The following is a 16,062-nucleotide window of genomic DNA, read 5'->3' on the forward strand; positions in this document are numbered from 1 at the left end:
AATCAGGCGGCGGTCACCTTACAATGCCCTGCCACCTGTCGAGCGGTGCCATGATAGAGAAATCCTAGTGTAGATAGTTCCCGCAATTCGTAAATATTGCACCAGACAATGACCACCGGCATGCGCTTGAGGCTCGGCAACCGGGGAAAATTCACCGGGCACAACCTGACTTCAGCATCAGAACTGCACGTCAAGAATCACACTGTCCAGGTAGGTGCCAGCCGGCGGTGTGGCCTGATCGGAATAAACCTTGGCGTTGTAGTTGAACACCTGACTACCGGTCCCGGTACCCGCCCCTGGGTTGATGTCGGCGTCACTGCTGGCGCGCCGGGCGCTGGAGAGCACGCCCCAGCGCTGCGTGCCAGCACTTTTGAAAATGTCATAGGCCAGGTAGTTATTGGCACTGGACTTCATCCGCCGCCGCCCACCCGCCGCATTCTGACCGTCATCCAGGCCCACCGTGTAGTTGCTGCCCTTGGTGCAGGACAGGTTGATGCTCTGATTGACCGCAGTAAAGCCACTGATCACCGGGGCACTGCCAAAGCTGATGGCCGGCGTGGTGATCTGGCAATCGTTGGTCACCGTCAAGTTGATGGTCAGACTGGTCGATTGCGTCAAAATCTGACGACCGATGCATGCGCCGAGCAGCCCAATGCCATAGCAGTAATTGATATCCCACTCCACCGAGAACGTTTCCTGATACAGGCCAGCGGCGACATTGCTGCCAATCAGGGTTTTCAGGTAGATCGGCACACTCTTGGGCGAAGTGCCGTTGAGCAGCCCGAGCGCATCGATAATGCCATTGCGGGCAAAATCAAAACGTTGGTTGCGGTTAATAGCAAAGCTGGTGGTGTTGTTGGCATACAAGGTGTAAGTGATCACATCACCGGTGGGCCCGACCAGCCCGCTGGTACCGCCGAGCGGGGTGAAGGTGGCATAAAAATGGTCGTCGCTGGCCAACAGGCTCAGCAGCGAGCCGGTGCACTGCAGGCCGGCGTTGCTGGCGGAGGCGGACTGCACCACATTGCGCACCTGCGTCGAGTTGAGCGAGCCAAAACTGGCCGGGTTGGTTGCCACCACCAAGCACTGGGCCTGTACCTGAGTAGTGAGCAGCAGCGTCAGGACCGCCAACAGACGCTTCATTGGCACACCAGCGGCCCGATCAGCGGTACCTGCGATTGATCGTCCTCGACACGGAACTGCACACGACAGTTGCCACCATCGCTGCGTTCGACCTCCAGGCTGTTGTGTTCGGCCAGCCCTTCCAGATAGACCAGCCCGTCCCACCCTACAACGGTGCGAGCGCCACTCTGTTCATGCCGCACCTGGCTGCCCAGCGGCAGATCGCGCTGCGCGGCGTCGACCAGGTGGATACTGGCCGCTACCACCCGTTGCATCGGAAACTCCAGCAGATAACCTGTACCGCGGCGCACCGCCAGACGTTGCTCGACCTGCGGCACTTGCACGGTGCTGGGCAGCTCCATCGGGTCGATCTCGTATTTCCCCCGGTAGTAACCGCTGCTCCAGGGCACCAGCAAATGCCCGTTGCTGTCGGTGCGGCCGACCAGCTGGTTCTCGTAGCGCACCGGGACATCGGCAAAACCATCGGTACTGACCACAACGAAAGCGTCGTCAATGCGATTGGCGGCAAACACCCCGGCATCCATCCATACCAGCGAACCGCTGGCATCCGCCCAGCGCGTGGTGTCGCCATCCGTGCCATAGGCGCCAGCCTGCAACTGTACCGACTGCAGGCGCCAGGTCAGGTCGGCCTGACGATAGGCCTCGCGGTCACCCTCGGCATAGCCGAGGCTGTAGCCCACGCCGCCGCCCGCCGGCACCGCACGACTGTAGTTGACCCGCTGCAAATTTTCGCCGTTGTTGTTGCGCTCGAGGCTCAGGCTCAAGGTGCCGCTCATGTCGAACGGGATCACCCATTGCGCCTGAACAGCCCATTGGCTGTCACCGATCTCGCGGTTGGCCGACAGGTACAGGCTGCTGTTGCCCCACAAGGGCTTGCTCCAGCTCAGGTTGAGCAGACGAGTACGGCTGTGGTCACCGGCACGCACATCGAAGTAGCCAGCACCCAGGCTGCCGTAGCGCTCCAGGTTCAGGCTCAGGGTGACTTGCTCACTGCGCTGGCTCAGGCGCGTGTAAGGGCTGTCGACCAGTGACAGGTCGGCGTAATCGCCGCGTCGTTGCAAAAGTTGATAATTGAAGCCCAGACGCGGACTGTTGTACTGGTAGCCCAGACTCCATTGCTGGCCGCTACGGCTGTCGAAGCTGCTCTGGCTCAGCGCCGCATTGACCACGCCCCAGTTGCCGACCTGCCAGTTGCCACCCACACCGCCCAGCGTCAGGGATTCAGCGGATTCGACGTGACTTTCCAGGGTGAAGCGCTCACTCAGGCCGTAGCGCAGGCTGGCGGCGGCCACGCCCGGGCCGTAGGCAAAGTCACGCAAGGCATAGTCGCGACGCAGGCTGCCGGCGGCAACCGAGAAATCGCTCAAACCCTTTTGCAGCAAGTTGCTGGTGACATAGAACGGCAAGGTGGTGGACACCTGGCGCCCCAGGGCATCAGTGGTCACCACTACCGCCTCACCGGCACCATTGATGAAGGGGATGTTGGTCAGGGTGTAGGGCCCAGGCTGCAACTCGGCACTGGAGCTTTTGTAGCCATTGATGAACAGATCCAGCGATGAGGGGACCGCCGCCTCACCGGCAAACGCCGGCAAGGGATAGGTGACCAGGTCCGGGCGCACGGCAAAGTCCCGCGAGACCTGCACGCCGCCCAGGCGTACCGAACTGGTCCAGGGCAAGGCGCCACTGAGCACGTCGCCCACTTCCAGGGTCAGCAGGCGCGCTTCGTCGGTATAGCGCCAGGTGGTGTCGTAGCGCCGATAGCCGCGCTGGCTGTCATCGAACTCGTTGCCATCCAGGGCCTGGCGCCACTGCCCGGTGCTCGATAAGGTGCCCCAGCTGTCAAACAGGCGCAGCTCGTTCCAGGCGGCAAGGTAGGTGCCGCCGTCGTCGGTGTCGTTCAGGTACAGGTCATAGTTCAGCAATGCCCCAAAGCTGCTGCGGGCATCGCTGGCCGGGTACAGCTGACGATTACCGATGGCCTGGGTCGGCAACCAGGCGGCTGGCACCTGCAAGAGCAGGCGCTGGCCCTGACTGTCGTAGTCGGTGTGCAGACCGCTGATCGTGTCCAGGGCCACTTCAGCGCCGCTCAGCCCTGGGACCTGGATACCCGCCGCCTGCAGGTCCGCCGTGGCCATGTACAGGCGCCCGGCGCGTTGCTGCACCGCCACCAGCTCAGGGCTGCTCATCTGATTGACCACCAGCTCCAGGTACAACTGCGCATCGCCAACCGCTTGCAGGCTGGACGGTGGCGGTGGCAGCTCGGCGCCAAGCAACGGGCCACAGCCCAGCACCAGCAGCGCACAGGCCGCCAGCACCCGCGAGCGGGTCGTGGCCGGTGAAATACTCACACACGGTATCCAACCATTACCGGGTCCTCCCTGGCCCCTGTTCCCGCAGTATCACTGAGCGTTTATTGCCCCTGGCTCAGGGTCTGGGCCGGTTCCTGACCATTGACCCGGCCCTTGAGCACCGTGGCCGCGGTCATCGGTTGCGGCACCGGCCAGCGCATGCTGGCGCCAGGCAGCACATAGCCGAGCAGGCCTTCGACCAGCGGACGGTGTTGCCCCCCCTGTTGCAGCACCACGTCGGTCAGGCGCGCATGCATAGGCCCGGTGTTGCGAATTTCCACATAAGGTCGGCCCTGCACCGAGACCTCGCGCCAGCTCAGCGCCGGCTTGCCTACACTATTCGGGTCGCGCTGGCCGCTGGTGTCCGGCTTGCCCCACAGGCCCTGGCCGTAGACGAACAACGGTACCGAGTAGCGCATCTGAAAACGGATCGCAGCTTGCGGCTTGTCAATGTTGGTGGCGTCCGGCAACGCCGGGGGGATCTCATCGATAATGATCCGGTAGGCTTGTTCCTGGCCCGCCGGGGAGGCACTGGTGCGGGTCAGACGGATCAACTGCTTTTGCCCAGGGGCGATAGTCGCCACCGGTGGGCTGCCGATAATCTCGCGCTGGGCCTGGTACTGATCGTCGTAGTCGCCCTGGCGCCAGGCGAACACTCGCACCTGCAGGCTGGCCGGTGCTGTGCCGCGATTTTCCAGCCACAGCGCCGCAGCTTTCTGGTCAGCCTCCAGCACCGGATCAATCGGCCAGATCAGCACCGAGGTAGCCGCCTGCAAGGGGGCGCCCGACAGCACCGCCAGCATCAAGCCCAGCCCTTTGATTACCCCGCGCGAATTGCCAGCGCTTACCCTCATCCGCAGTCTCCTTGCTTGTCGAATACACCTGGCAAGTCCTCTCACCAGGTCAGCACCACTTGCACCACATCGGTGTAGCTGCCAGCCGGCAGGTTGCCGCTCAATTGCGCCCGAGCGTACACCGGCAACTTGATCGCATTGGGGTCGCTGTAGGTCACTGCGACGCTCTGGTCGATGCCCAGGCTCTGGCTGAGACCGGCGTCACGAAACAATTGATAGGCCAGCAACTGCGAGCCCGTGCTGCGTTTGAGATTGCGGGTGCCACTGCTGTTGTTCTGTCCGCCACCGATGCTCATGCTCAGGGCCACCCCCGGCGTACATTGCAGGGTCACGCTGGTGCCGGTAAGTGCAGTGCTGACAGGACCGCTGGAAAGCGCCGAATAGCTGCCGAAGTCGAGGTTGCCGTAGTTACTCCCACCGCCGACCACCAGGCATCCTGCCACCACCTGGGCACTGACCTGGAAGCTGCTGCTGACTTGCGCTGTCAATGGCGCAGGGGCAATCCATATCAGCACCATCATTAGCCCGTGCAGCGGACGCAACACGCTTCAGAAACTCAACTCGACGTTCACCGTGTCGGCGTAGACCCCGGCCGGCAGGCCAGCCTTGCCCTTGGCCAGGCCATAGAGGTTGACCGTCTGCGCGACGCCGATGCTGGTCGGCAGCGTGATCGTGCCGTTGATCGCCAACGGCTGGGTATGCCCTGCATCGGTATAGAAGTCATAAGGCACGAAGTTGCCAGCACCATCGGCCAGCGCGCGGTTGCCGCCGGCAGACTGAGCGTCGTGCGCACCGGTACCGATTTTCACCACCGGCACCGTACCGCTGGAGCAGAGGATACTCATCGCCCCGCCACCACCGCCCAGCACCTGGCCCGGCGCCTGGGTGAACAACGCTTCCTGGGTGCCGAAATCCAGCGCACCGAAGTTCACACCGCTGCTGCCGCTGGCACCGTTGACCTGACAGCTGGCAGTCAAAGTCAGAGTGGCATTGATCTGCCCGGTTACGCTCGCCGCCTGGGCTTGCGTACACAGCGCGAAGCCGACGCCGGCGAAGAGCAATCGAGAAATGTAAGGATGCATGAGTCACTCCTTGCGTGTTACCAGTCCAGGGTCACCATCAGGGTGTCGCGATAGATGCCGGCCGGCAGCGCCTTGGGATGGGCGAGTACCGCGCCGTAGATGGGTATGGGGATCTGCGCGGCACTGTTGATGGCGAAATTGCGCTGCTGGCCAATGCCATAGCGGGCCGCACCCGAGAGGTCGGCCGACAGTTGATAGGGAATCAGCTCGCGGCCATTGCGCAGGCGGCGATTGGCCCCATCGCCATTAGCGCCGCCATTGATACTGACGCTAAAAGCCCGTACCGAAGGGTTGCAGCGCACCTGCAGGCTGCCCGCTTCACCCACTTCATCCAGGCGCGAATGCAGCGGGTTGGTCCAGCTCGGGCCCTGGCTGCCAAAATCCAGCACACCGGCTCCGGAGGCATCGATACTGCTGCCGGAGTCGCTACTGATCTGACAGGCGGCACTGATCACCAGTCGCGCCTGGATATGCCCGCTCATACCAGCGAAGACGTCAGGGCTCACCAGTAACAACGGGCCGATACTCAACAACAGGGCTTTTTTCATGCTGCCAGTTCCTTTAGCAAGCACCTCTTGAGCAGGCGACACAGTGACCTTCACCAGGTGACGGTCACCTTGAGCAAATCCGAATAACGTCCAACCGCTGGCACCTGGGCAAGACGGTCGATACGGGCATACAACGGAAGCTCCAGCGAACCGCTGGCGGGCACTCGCGCATGCTGTATCACGTTGACCGGCAGCGGCACGCGCCAGGCCGGATCCTGGTACAGGCGATACGGGATCGGCCGGGCCGCAGGCTGGGCGCTGGTCAGGTAGCGTACTTCGCCCACGCCGCCGTGTTGACCGGCGTCGACCTGGACCTGGTAGCTGGTGTCAGGGTTGCACTCAAGCCGCGGCGGGCGCTGGTTCAGTAACTGAGCGGTCATGGGGCCGGATGGCGCGTCCAGCCGGGCCGCGCTGCCGAAGTCGAGGACGCCCAGCGCCTGTGCACCGGCCTCGCGGGGCTGATGGACAAGTACGCAGCCGCGCTGCACATGCACTTTGACCTCAACCATGAATTGGGCGGCGATCGAAGCGTCAGCAACGACCAGCCCGAGCATCACCGCCAGAGAGCATCCCTTCACCATCGCGTCCTTGAATGCAGGTTTAACCTGACCTTGAGGGTAGCAGCCGAGAAAAAAGCTGCCAGCCAGCGAGAAAACGTACAAATCCGGTATAGGATTTTTCGCCAGGCTAGCCCGGTAGGGAGTGCTGGCAGCTGTGGAACATATTGGTTAAATTAGCCGCGCTTGCTCAAGCCGGTCCTTGAGTCGCATTAACCTCAAGGAGCCCAGATTGCCTGCCCTGCCGACCTCCTGGATACGTTCGCCGCTACGTGCTCTGCGCCGACGCCTCGGGGCTGTGGCGCACGACGAAACCGACTGCGCTGACAGCGTTCGTCAGTATTTTCGCAACAAGGCCGCCACCCAGGGCTACACCCTGAGTCTCGGCCAGTTGCAGATCATCGAACACATGGCAACCCAGGCCGCCCGCCTGGAAAGCGGCCAGGCCCGCAGCCTGTACCTGCATGGAGCGGTCGGTCGCGGCAAAAGCTGGCTGCTCGATGGTTTTTTCCAGGCCTTGCCCCACACGCACAAGCGCCGCTTGCACTTTCACGACTTCTTCGCCCGCCTGCATCAAGGCATGTTCGAACACCGCCACCAGGACGATGCTCTGGCCTGTACCCTGGATCAGTTACTCGAGGCCTGCCAGGTGTTGTGCTTCGATGAGTTCCATGTCCACGACATCGGCGACGCGATGCTGATCACCCGGTTGTTCCAGGCCTTGTTCGCCCGGCGCATTTTTGTCCTGGTGACCTCCAACTACGCGCCTGAGGGGCTGTTGCCCAATCCGCTCTATCACCAGCGTTTCAAGCCGGTCATTAACCTGATCAACAGCCAGATGCAGGTGCTGCAGGTCGATGGTGAGCAGGATTACCGCAGCCTGCCCAACGCCGCCAGTCAGCAGCGTTTTACTCAAGGCCACTACCTCTGCCCTGGCAGCCCGGAACAACGTCAGGCGTTGCGACTGCCTTTGCTGGGCGAGGTCTCGATACCCCTGCAGGTGGGCAAGCGCGAGCTGCAGGCGCGGCTCATCCGGCAAGACACAGTGGGATTTGATTTTGCCCAGCTCTGCGAACAGCCCACGGCCGTCATCGACTACCTGGAACTGGCCCGGCGTTTCGATCACTGGATCCTCGACGGCCTGCCGTGCCTGGAGCAGTGCTCGATCGCCGAGCAACAGCGCTTCATCAACCTGGTGGATGTGCTCTATGACCAGGACAAGCACCTGGTGCTGATCGGCGCAGCGCCGCTCGACGAGAGCCTGCAAGGCATGGCCAGTGATCTGGCCCGGACTCGCAGCCGTCTGGGTCAACTGCGCCAGATCGGCTGAAGATACGACACTAGCGCATTGCCCAGGCTGACAGCGTGTGGGCGTCGGTGATCTTGCCGGCGCGGATCAGGCCTTTCATCTCTTCCTCGGAATACACCAAGGTACCCTTGGTCTCGCCATCCGTTTGCGTTGTCACCTGCACCGCTTCAACGGCCAGGTACACTTCGACCGAGCTGCGGATCAGTGAAGTGTTGGTGTGCACCTTGCCGAGAAACGACCAGGACTGCGCTATATACCCGGTCTCCTCCAGCAGCTCGCGCCTGGCGGTCTCCAGTAGGGTTTCATTCGGCTTGCGGCCACCGCGCGGCAGCTCCAGGGAATCCTGGTCGATGGCACCCCGGTAGTGCTGGACCATCAGGTACTGGCCCTCGGTATTCCTGGCCAGGATTACAGCAGCGTTGACCTCATGCTCTTCGGTCACGATAAAGTACTTACCGCGCTTGATTACGTTGAAGAACGGGGTCTCCAGCAAGATCTGAAAAGCCTGCTCCGGTGCGTTCATGATTTACGCCTTAGTCATCTGACAGTGCACGGTCAAACTCGAAAATCACTTCCGGTTTGAGCTTGAGGTAAAGGTATTGTGGCCGGCCCATGGCGAGCTGGACGGTCTCGTCAGTCAACGCGATGAGCTGCGCTTCGATCATTTTCTTGACCCGCTGGACGATGCTGGTCTTGCCCTTGGCCGGGTTGGCGCCCCTGACCACCGAGAACAAGGTGATCACATCAGTCATGGTGAACTTCATCGGCAGCATGGCGAATCCGATGCTGGTGTAGCGGAATTTACCCGCGAGACGCGCCCTGATTCTGGCGACCAGTTCGTTGTGGTCGAACGCCAGCAAGAACTTCTTCTCGCTGACAGCAACCAGGTCTACCCACTGTTTGTCGCCTTCAACATCAACCGTGTCATCGACCATGGCCATGTAAACGGTGGTCGTGGCCCAGCCCCTGGGATCACGTACGGCATTACCGACTGTTACCACCTGTTCGCAATGGCTAACGCTAATCCCGACCTTGGGTGAAAGCAGAAGACGGTCGATCGCCGCTTCCAGGCTTTGATCCTGGGTGTCCCCGTTGATGACCAGGCCAGGCAAAGCCCACTGGCCGAAATAAGGTTCATCCGGGTTCTGGCGCTTGTGCAGGAGAATTTCCGCACGGCCAAGCTCGCGATTGAATCGAAGGATCCCGACATCGACTGACTGGATGGCCCCTCTTCGTTCTTCACTCACTTTACGCACTCTTCAACGATTGATCTGACGACATCCGCCCAGTATCGGCGAAAACCCGGTAGTCCGTCATCCGCAGGCCTGGCGCTATCCAGCTTGAAGGGATGTCGCCACCGGCCTTGAGGGCATCACGGATCATCGTGCTGTGGACGTTGATGGTCTCCGGCATGGTGACGACCGAAAACTCGTCCATGATCGCCTGGTAGCCATGAAACGTGTGAAGCACCTTCAGATTGTCTTCACCCATCACCAGGGCAACGTCTTTTTTGTCCAGGCCGAAGCGATCGGCAATGAACCTGAGCAGGTCAATGCTGAAAATCGGCGACTTGCGCCGGAAAAGTTCACGCTCGCAATCATCGACAACCAGGCGCGGCTCGTTGAAAACCCCGACGATTTTTTCCAGCCACTGCACGCGCAAGTCGAAATCCACCATTTGCTTTCCAAACGGGTGGCAGAACGAAGGTACCACCAGCACCTGCTTCGCTTGAGGCAGCAGTGCAGCCATCACCTGGGCGTGCCCTGCGTGTGGAGGATTGAACGCCCCGCCATATACCGCCAGTTTTGCTTTGCTCATGCCGCCCTCCTTTCGCACATAGTACGTATGACGAATTATGTAGTCAAATGCATCATCGAAAAACCGCGGCCTTCCCTAGAGCAGCAAATATTCACTCAACGCCTGAAATTATGACACTGCATGATCTGCTTTCGCGTATTTCAATAATTCATGTTGACTACTTAATACGTGTCACGCACTATATGCTCAAGACGACAGCGGAGGCACTGAGATGAACTTCCCCCAATCCGAAATTGCTAGCTTTGACGTTGATGCACAGTGCGGGTTCAGCCCGCTTTGCCCAGATGAACTCCCGGTGCCCGGCGGCGATGAAATCGTTCCGGCACTGAATTTCATGGCTTCGCTCGCCGGCTTTCGAGTGGGCAGCAAGGATGCGCACAGCCCCAATGCCAAATGGGTTGTCGGCTCTCACGCCGAAATGGGTGCCCCGACAGGACTTGCCCACGCAGACAAAACCTGGGTTCCACACTGCGTCGTTGGCACGCCGGGTTTCGAGCTTCTCCCCGGCCTGCCGAAAGTCACTGAATACGGTTACATGGTCTACAAGGGCCTGGAGCTCGACTTGCACCCTTATGGCGCGGTCTATCACGACGATGCAATGACCACCGGCGTTATCGAAGTGTTGCGCGCCAGGGGCATCAGGAAAGTACTGGTCGGCGGGCTTGCCCTTGAGTACTGCGTGAAAATGACGGTGCTGCAATTGCTCGCCGCGGTTTTTGAAGTGGCGTTGTACCTGCCTGCCTGCCGAGCGATCAGTCAGGAGGATGCCGAACAGGCACTGCTGGCGATGAAAAATGCCGGCGCGGTGCTGGTGAACACTGAAGCACAATTGAGCCAATTCGTAAGTGAGGGGAAGTAACATGGAAAGTGTCTTCGACTACAACAAGCCAATCGTCCGCTCACCCACCGACGACGATTTCTACAAGCTGACGATGGGCCAGGCTATCTATCACTCGTACCCTGCGGCTGACTCGGAATGGGCCTTGCGCGTGCGCTCGAATGAAGATCTGACGCCTTACATCAGTGAGATCCGTGAGGCCATCGAACAGCTTCAGGAACTGCACAGCACCCAGGACATGCTGCGCCACCTGCGCGCCATCCCGTTCATGAAGCATGACTATGTGGACTACCTGGAAGACTTCCGCCTCAAGCCCCGGTTCGTGAAGGTTGGCAAGGCCAACGGCCAGCTGGAAATCCGCGCGCGCGGCCCCTGGGTCGGAATCTCGCCATTCGAGATCAAGATCCTTGCCATCGTCAGCGAGATCCGTAACCGCCATGTTTACCCCGACCTGTCTATGGAGCAGGTACGTGAAAGCCTGTACAGGAAGTTCGACTGGTTGAAAGCCAACGCCAGCGCCGATGAGCTGGCTGATTTCAAAGTGGCCGACTTCGGCACCCGGCGCAGGATCTCCTTCAAGTCTCAGGAGGAAGTCGTTAAAACGATGATGCGTGACTTCCCGGGTGTGTTTGTCGGTACCAGCAACGTACACCTGGCCCGCGAACTGGACATCAAAGCCATCGGCACGAACGCCCACGAGTGGTACCAGGCTCACCAGCAACTCGGCCCCCGCCTGATCGACAGTCAGAAGGCCGCACTCGATGGCTGGGTCAAGGAGTATCGCGGTGATGTCGGCGTGTGCCTGACGGATGTGATCAACCAGGACGCCTTTTTGGCTGACTTCGACGCTTACTACGCGAAGCTGTTCGATGGCTGCCGCCACGACTCGGGTAACCCGCTGGCATGGGGTGAGCGCATGATTGCTCACTACGAGTCACTGCGCATCGATCCGCGCAGCAAAACCCTGATTTTCAGCGATGGCCTGAACCTGGGCGATCGTTCGCTGGAGATCCTGCGTCACTTCCGTGGCCGCATCAACGTCTCGTTCGGTATCGGCACGGATCTCACCAATGGTGTCGAAGGGGTCAAGCCATTGAGCATCGTGATGAAGATGGTCACCTGCCAGGGCCAGCCGGTAGCCAAGATTTCCGATGCACCGGGCAAGTCGCAGTGTGAGTCACCGGAGTACCTGTCGTATCTGAAGCAGGTTTTCAACGTCAAGGAGGGCCAGCAATGAGCGCTAATCTGCAATCTGAAAACCCGGCTGTTCGTATCGCTCACGACCTCAAGGTCAATCAGTGGACGGATGAGGCAAAAGATGCGGCGCAAGAAATCTCCACCCGCATAGACTTCCTCAAAGAACGTGTACGGGCCACGCACACCAAAGGCCTGGTGCTGGGGATCAGCGGCGGCGTTGACTCCACCACCGCAGGCAAGCTCTGCCAGATTGCGGTTGAGCAACTACGGGCCGAAGGCTACCCGGCAAAGTTCTACGCAGTACGCCTGCCCTTCTATGTCCAGCGTGACGAAGAGGACGCTCAACAGGCGCTGCGTTTCATCAACCCCGATGAAACCCTGACTGTCGACATCGGCCAGTCCGTCGATGCCATGATGGGTGCGTTGAGCGGCCAGCACACCGCTGATGAGCACGCGATCGACTTCGTCAAAGGCAACGTCAAGGCGCGCGCACGCATGATCGCCCAGTACGCCATTGCCGGTGATAAAGGGTGCCTGGTGGTGGGTACCGATCACGCGGCTGAAGCGGTGATGGGCTTCTTCACCAAGTTCGGTGATGGCGCTTGCGACCTGACCCCGCTGGCTGGCCTGGTCAAAGGACAGGTCCGCCAGATCGCGTTGGTACTGGGAGCGCCTGCAGACCTGGTAGTGAAAACCCCGACCGCCGACCTCGAAGATCTCGACCCAGGCAAGCCGGACGAATTGGCCTACGGCTGCACTTACGATGAAATCGACAACTTCCTGCTCGGCAGGCCGGTTTCTGCGCAAAGCGCCAAGATCATCATTGGCGCTTACGCAAAGACCGCCCACAAACGCGCCCTGCCCTATGCGCCCTGACGCAGTCGTGTGGGAGCGGGCTTGCCCCGCGATGGATCTGTATCAGTCCCACCGCCTCGCGGGGCAAGCCCGCTCCCACAAGCGAAACTGGCCAGCACCGCTTCGATTTCCCCCAGCACTGCTGGATCATCCAGGGTCGAGGGCGGTGTGTAGGCCTGCTGATCGGCGATCTTGCGCAATACCGCACGCAGGATTTTGCCCGAACGGGTCTTGGGCAGGCGCTTGACCACCCGCACCTGATTGAAGCACGCCAGGGCGCCGATCTGCTCACGCACGCTCGCCACCAGTTCGCTCTGCAAGGCGGCCTCGTTGATGCCCTGGCCGTCCTTGAGCACCACCAGCGCCAATGGCACCTGGCCCTTGATCTCGTCGTGCACACCAATCACCGCGCATTCGGCCACCGCTGGATGACGGGCGACCAGGTCTTCCATCTCACCCGTGGACAGCCGATGCCCGGAGACGTTGATGACGTCGTCGGTGCGTCCCATGATGTAGACGAAACCATCGTCGTCCAGGTAGCCGCCGTCTCCGGTGTGGTAGTAACCCGGATAAGCCGAGAGGTAAGCGTCCAGGTAGCGCTGGTGATCGCCCCACAGCGTCTGGCTGCAACCTGGCGGCAATGGCAAGGCAATGACGATGGCGCCCTGCTGGTGGGCACCGAGCAACTGGCCGTCGTCGTCCAGCACGCGCACGTGGTAACCCGGCACTGCGCGATTGCTTGACCCCGGCCGCGCCGCGCTGCCGTCCAGCCCCACGCAAGGTGCGGTGACCGGCCAACCGGTCTCGGTTTGCCACCAGTGGTCATGGACCGTCTTGCCGCTGGTCGACTCCAGCCACTGATGGGTGCTGGAGTCGAGCTTCTCTCCTGCCAGGAACAACTGGCGCAGCGAACTCAGGTCATAGCGGCGCAGCAGCTCGCCATCAGGATCTTCCTTGCGGATCGCACGCATGGCGGTCGGCGCACAGAACAGACCGTTGACCCGGTACTGCTCGACTACCCGCCAGTAAGCGCCAGCATCCGGAGTGCGGATCGGCTTGCCCTCGTAGAACACCGTGGTGCAGCCATTCATCAGCGGACCGTAGACGATCAGTGAATGACCGACCACCCAGCCGACATCGGAAATCCCCCACCACACATCACCGGCCTGCATGCCGTAGATATGGCGCATGGCAAAGCCGAGGGCCACGGCATTGCCGCCGTTTTCGCGGACGATACCCTTGGGTTTGCCGGTGGTGCCGGAGGTATACATGATGTACAGCGGGTCGGCGGCCGCCAGCTCCACCGGGGGCACCGGGCTGGCAATGGCCACAGCGCTGTGCCAATCCAGATCGCGCCCCTCAACCAGGGTCGCCTGCGCTTGCGGTCGTTGCAGCACCAGCACCCGCTGCGGCTGATGTTTGGCCAGCGTCAGGGCGCGATCAACCAGCGGCTTGTATTCGATCACCCGATTGAATTCCAGCCCGCACGAGGCAGTCAACAACAGCTTGGGGCGGGCATCGTCGATCCGCAGCGCCAGCTCATTGGCGGCAAAACCGCCGAACACCACCGAATGCACTGCACCGATACGGGCGCAGGCGAGCATGGCCATGGCCGCCTGGGGCACCATGGGCATATAGATGATCACCCCGTCACCCTTCTGCACGCCAAGCTCGCGCAACAATCCGGCCAGGCGCGCCACTTCGTCACGCAATTGCACATAGGTGAATTGTTGCTGGCTGCCGGTCACAGGCGAGTCATAAATCAGCGCGGTTTGCTCACCACGCCCCTGTTCGATCTGATGGTCCAGGGCCAGGTAGCAGCTGTTGAGGCGACCGTCGGCAAACCACTGATGGGTGCCATCGGCGTTTTCACTGAGGGTTTGCAGTGGCTTGCGGTACCAGGCCAGGTCATCGGCCTGATCGGCCCAGAACGCAGCAGGATCGGCGATGGAATGGGCGTAACTGTGCTGATAAGTCATCGATACTGAACCCTGAACTTGTTGTTATTTAAAAGGGCGAATGTCGAGTATGGACGCACGTGACGAGGCTGCCATATGACTTAAGTCTTATCGGATGTGCACAAATGCATGCCCGCCTCCCACGGATGACTGGCTGGCACTCAAGTCACCTGCTGCGGACCGATTCCGCTATCATGGCGACCGCTTTTTTTACCGGATCCGCGTTCTCCTCATGCACACCCTCACCGACCTCAAGACAGGCCGACTGGCAGGTATTACCCGGCTCGATCTGAGCGACGAGCTTGAACACTTCCCACGGGAAATCTTCGATCTGGCCGACAGCCTGGAAGTCCTCAACCTGAGCGGCAACCGCCTGAGCGAACTGCCTGATGACCTGGGGCGCCTGCACCGGCTCAAGGTGCTGTTCTGCTCGGACAACCACTTTACCCACGTGCCTGAGGGTGTCGGCCAGTGCCCTGCGCTGGAAATCGTGGGTTTCAAGAGCAACCGCATCGAACAGCTCAGCCCCAACGCCTTGCCCAAGCGTCTGCGCGCACTGATATTGACGGACAACTGCCTAACCGCGTTGCCCGAGGCGCTGGGCGACTGCGCGGACCTGCAAAAGATCATGCTGGCCGGGAACCGCTTACAGTCGCTGCCCGCCAGCCTCGCGCGCTGCCAGAAGCTTGAACTGATGCGCATTGCTGCCAACCAGCTGCAGGCGTTGCCGGACTGGTTACTGCAGATGCCGCGCCTGGCCTGGCTGGCCTATGCCGGCAATCCGCTGCCGGCGCCATTCTGCACGCCTGAAGATCCCGGCCATTGCCCACGCATCGATTGGCAGCATGTGCGCCTGGCCCAGGTGCTGGGCCAGGGTGCCTCCGGCGTGATCCATCAGGCCCGCTGGCGGGAGCAGGATGAACCGGTAGCGGTCAAATTGTACAAAGGCCAGATGACCAGCGATGGCTCCCCCCTGAACGAGATGGCCGCCTGCATCGCTGCGGGCGATCATCGGCAACTGGTGCGTCTGGCCGGGCGTATCGACAATCATCCCGAGCAACTGCCTGCGCTGGTGATGCAACTGATCGACCCGAGCTGGTTCAACCTGGCCGGGCCACCGAGCCTGGCCTCTTGCACCCGCGACACTTACCCCGCTGAACGGCGCCTGAGCCTGTCATCGGTCAGACGACTGGCAGGTGCCATTGCTTCGGTGGCTGCCCATTTGCACGGGCATGGCATTACTCACGGCGACCTGTATGCGCACAACATTCTGTGTGATGAAGCGGGCGACTGCCTGCTGGGCGATTTTGGTGCGGCATCGTTTTATCCGCAGGATGGCAGCACTGCAGCGGTAGCCTTGCAACGGATCGAAGTACTGGCATTCGGGGTGCTGCTGGGGGAATTGCTTGGATGCTGCGAGGAGGACTGCGAGGAATTACGCGCGGTGCAACGCTTGTGCATACAGCCTGATGTCATGCAGCGGCCCGGGTTTGCGGCGATCAGTGAGCAAATCGCGGGTCAAGCCCGCTCCCACCAGTGGGAGCGGGCTTGACCC

General features: G+C 61.1%; 15 protein-coding genes and 1 pseudogene. 5 read left to right on the forward strand and 11 right to left on the reverse strand.

Annotated features, from left to right (window positions below; translation table 11 throughout):
• Window positions 1-177: 177 nt before the first annotated feature.
• The 7 genes from PSAKL28_RS16190 to PSAKL28_RS16220 form a co-directional block, all read right to left on the reverse strand.
• A complete protein-coding gene (locus tag PSAKL28_RS16190; protein ID WP_038612398.1) occupies window positions 178-1,143 on the reverse strand; it encodes a Csu type fimbrial protein in 966 nt (321 codons plus the stop codon).
• Window positions 1,140-3,458 carry a fimbria/pilus outer membrane usher protein gene (locus PSAKL28_RS16195; RefSeq protein ID WP_371262003.1) on the reverse strand — a complete coding sequence of 773 codons (2,319 nt, stop codon included), beginning with the start codon at window positions 3,456-3,458 and terminating at the stop codon, window positions 1,140-1,142. The genes PSAKL28_RS16190 and PSAKL28_RS16195 overlap by 4 nt, the downstream gene beginning before the upstream one ends.
• 95 nt (window positions 3,459-3,553) lie before the next feature.
• A complete protein-coding gene (locus tag PSAKL28_RS16200; RefSeq protein WP_038612405.1) occupies window positions 3,554-4,345 on the reverse strand; it encodes a fimbrial biogenesis chaperone in 792 nt (263 codons plus the stop codon).
• A 41-nt stretch (window positions 4,346-4,386) separates the two neighbouring features.
• Entirely contained in the window at window positions 4,387-4,866 is a 480-nt protein-coding gene (locus PSAKL28_RS16205) for a Csu type fimbrial protein (protein ID WP_096335678.1), read from the reverse strand.
• 27 nt (window positions 4,867-4,893) lie between these two features.
• Window positions 4,894-5,427 (reverse strand): Csu type fimbrial protein, encoded by a 534-nt coding sequence (locus PSAKL28_RS16210; RefSeq protein ID WP_038612408.1) that lies wholly within the window; start codon window positions 5,425-5,427, stop codon window positions 4,894-4,896.
• A 17-nt stretch (window positions 5,428-5,444) separates the two neighbouring features.
• Window positions 5,445-5,975, reverse strand: a complete 531-nt coding sequence (locus tag PSAKL28_RS16215) for a Csu type fimbrial protein (RefSeq protein ID WP_038612411.1) — start codon at window positions 5,973-5,975, stop codon at window positions 5,445-5,447.
• A gap of 50 nt (window positions 5,976-6,025) precedes the next feature.
• Window positions 6,026-6,529 (reverse strand): Csu type fimbrial protein, encoded by a 504-nt coding sequence (locus tag PSAKL28_RS16220; protein WP_257011908.1) that lies wholly within the window; start codon window positions 6,527-6,529, stop codon window positions 6,026-6,028.
• A 235-nt stretch (window positions 6,530-6,764) separates the two neighbouring features.
• Here PSAKL28_RS16220 and zapE point away from each other — a divergent pair, with 235 nt between their 5' ends.
• Window positions 6,765-7,862 (forward strand): cell division protein ZapE, encoded by a 1,098-nt coding sequence (gene zapE, locus PSAKL28_RS16225; protein WP_371261976.1) that lies wholly within the window; start codon window positions 6,765-6,767, stop codon window positions 7,860-7,862.
• A 10-nt stretch (window positions 7,863-7,872) separates the two neighbouring features.
• On the opposite strand, the gene PSAKL28_RS16230 is transcribed toward zapE, so the two are convergent.
• The 3 genes from PSAKL28_RS16230 to PSAKL28_RS16240 are packed head-to-tail and all read right to left on the reverse strand — an operon-like array spanning window position 7,873 to window position 9,659.
• Window positions 7,873-8,364 (reverse strand): NUDIX hydrolase, encoded by a 492-nt coding sequence (locus tag PSAKL28_RS16230; protein ID WP_038612415.1) that lies wholly within the window; start codon window positions 8,362-8,364, stop codon window positions 7,873-7,875.
• Window positions 8,365-8,374: 10 nt separating this feature from the next.
• On the reverse strand, window positions 8,375-9,088 hold the full coding sequence (locus PSAKL28_RS16235; protein WP_051939434.1) for an NUDIX hydrolase: 714 nt from the start codon (window positions 9,086-9,088) through the stop codon (window positions 8,375-8,377).
• A gap of 1 nt (window position 9,089) precedes the next feature.
• Window positions 9,090-9,659 (reverse strand): nucleotidyl transferase family protein, encoded by a 570-nt coding sequence (locus PSAKL28_RS16240; protein WP_038612420.1) that lies wholly within the window; start codon window positions 9,657-9,659, stop codon window positions 9,090-9,092.
• Between the two features lie 211 nt (window positions 9,660-9,870).
• On the opposite strand from PSAKL28_RS16240, the gene PSAKL28_RS16245 reads away from it, so the two are divergent.
• The 3 genes from PSAKL28_RS16245 to nadE are packed head-to-tail and all read left to right on the forward strand — an operon-like array spanning window position 9,871 to window position 12,570.
• Entirely contained in the window at window positions 9,871-10,518 is a 648-nt protein-coding gene (locus PSAKL28_RS16245) for a nicotinamidase (protein ID WP_038612423.1), read from the forward strand.
• 1 nt (window position 10,519) lies between these two features.
• Window positions 10,520-11,734 (forward strand): nicotinate phosphoribosyltransferase, encoded by a 1,215-nt coding sequence (gene pncB, locus PSAKL28_RS16250; protein ID WP_038612426.1) that lies wholly within the window; start codon window positions 10,520-10,522, stop codon window positions 11,732-11,734.
• Window positions 11,731-12,570, forward strand: coding sequence for an NAD(+) synthase (gene nadE / locus PSAKL28_RS16255; protein ID WP_051939436.1), 840 nt, complete (start codon window positions 11,731-11,733; stop codon window positions 12,568-12,570). The genes pncB and nadE overlap by 4 nt, the downstream gene beginning before the upstream one ends.
• Window positions 12,571-12,662: 92 nt before the next feature.
• On the opposite strand, the pseudogene PSAKL28_RS16260 reads toward nadE, so the two are convergent.
• A pseudogene (locus tag PSAKL28_RS16260) lies at window positions 12,663-14,528 on the reverse strand (propionyl-CoA synthetase); the annotation flags it as partial.
• A 211-nt stretch (window positions 14,529-14,739) separates the two neighbouring features.
• On the opposite strand from PSAKL28_RS16260, the gene PSAKL28_RS16265 reads away from it, so the two are divergent.
• On the forward strand, window positions 14,740-16,059 hold the full coding sequence (locus tag PSAKL28_RS16265; RefSeq protein ID WP_038612428.1) for a leucine-rich repeat-containing protein kinase family protein: 1,320 nt from the start codon (window positions 14,740-14,742) through the stop codon (window positions 16,057-16,059).
• Window positions 16,060-16,062: the final 3 nt, after the last annotated feature.

Source organism: Pseudomonas alkylphenolica, from assembly GCF_000746525.1.
Classification (GTDB): domain Bacteria; phylum Pseudomonadota; class Gammaproteobacteria; order Pseudomonadales; family Pseudomonadaceae; genus Aquipseudomonas; species Aquipseudomonas alkylphenolica.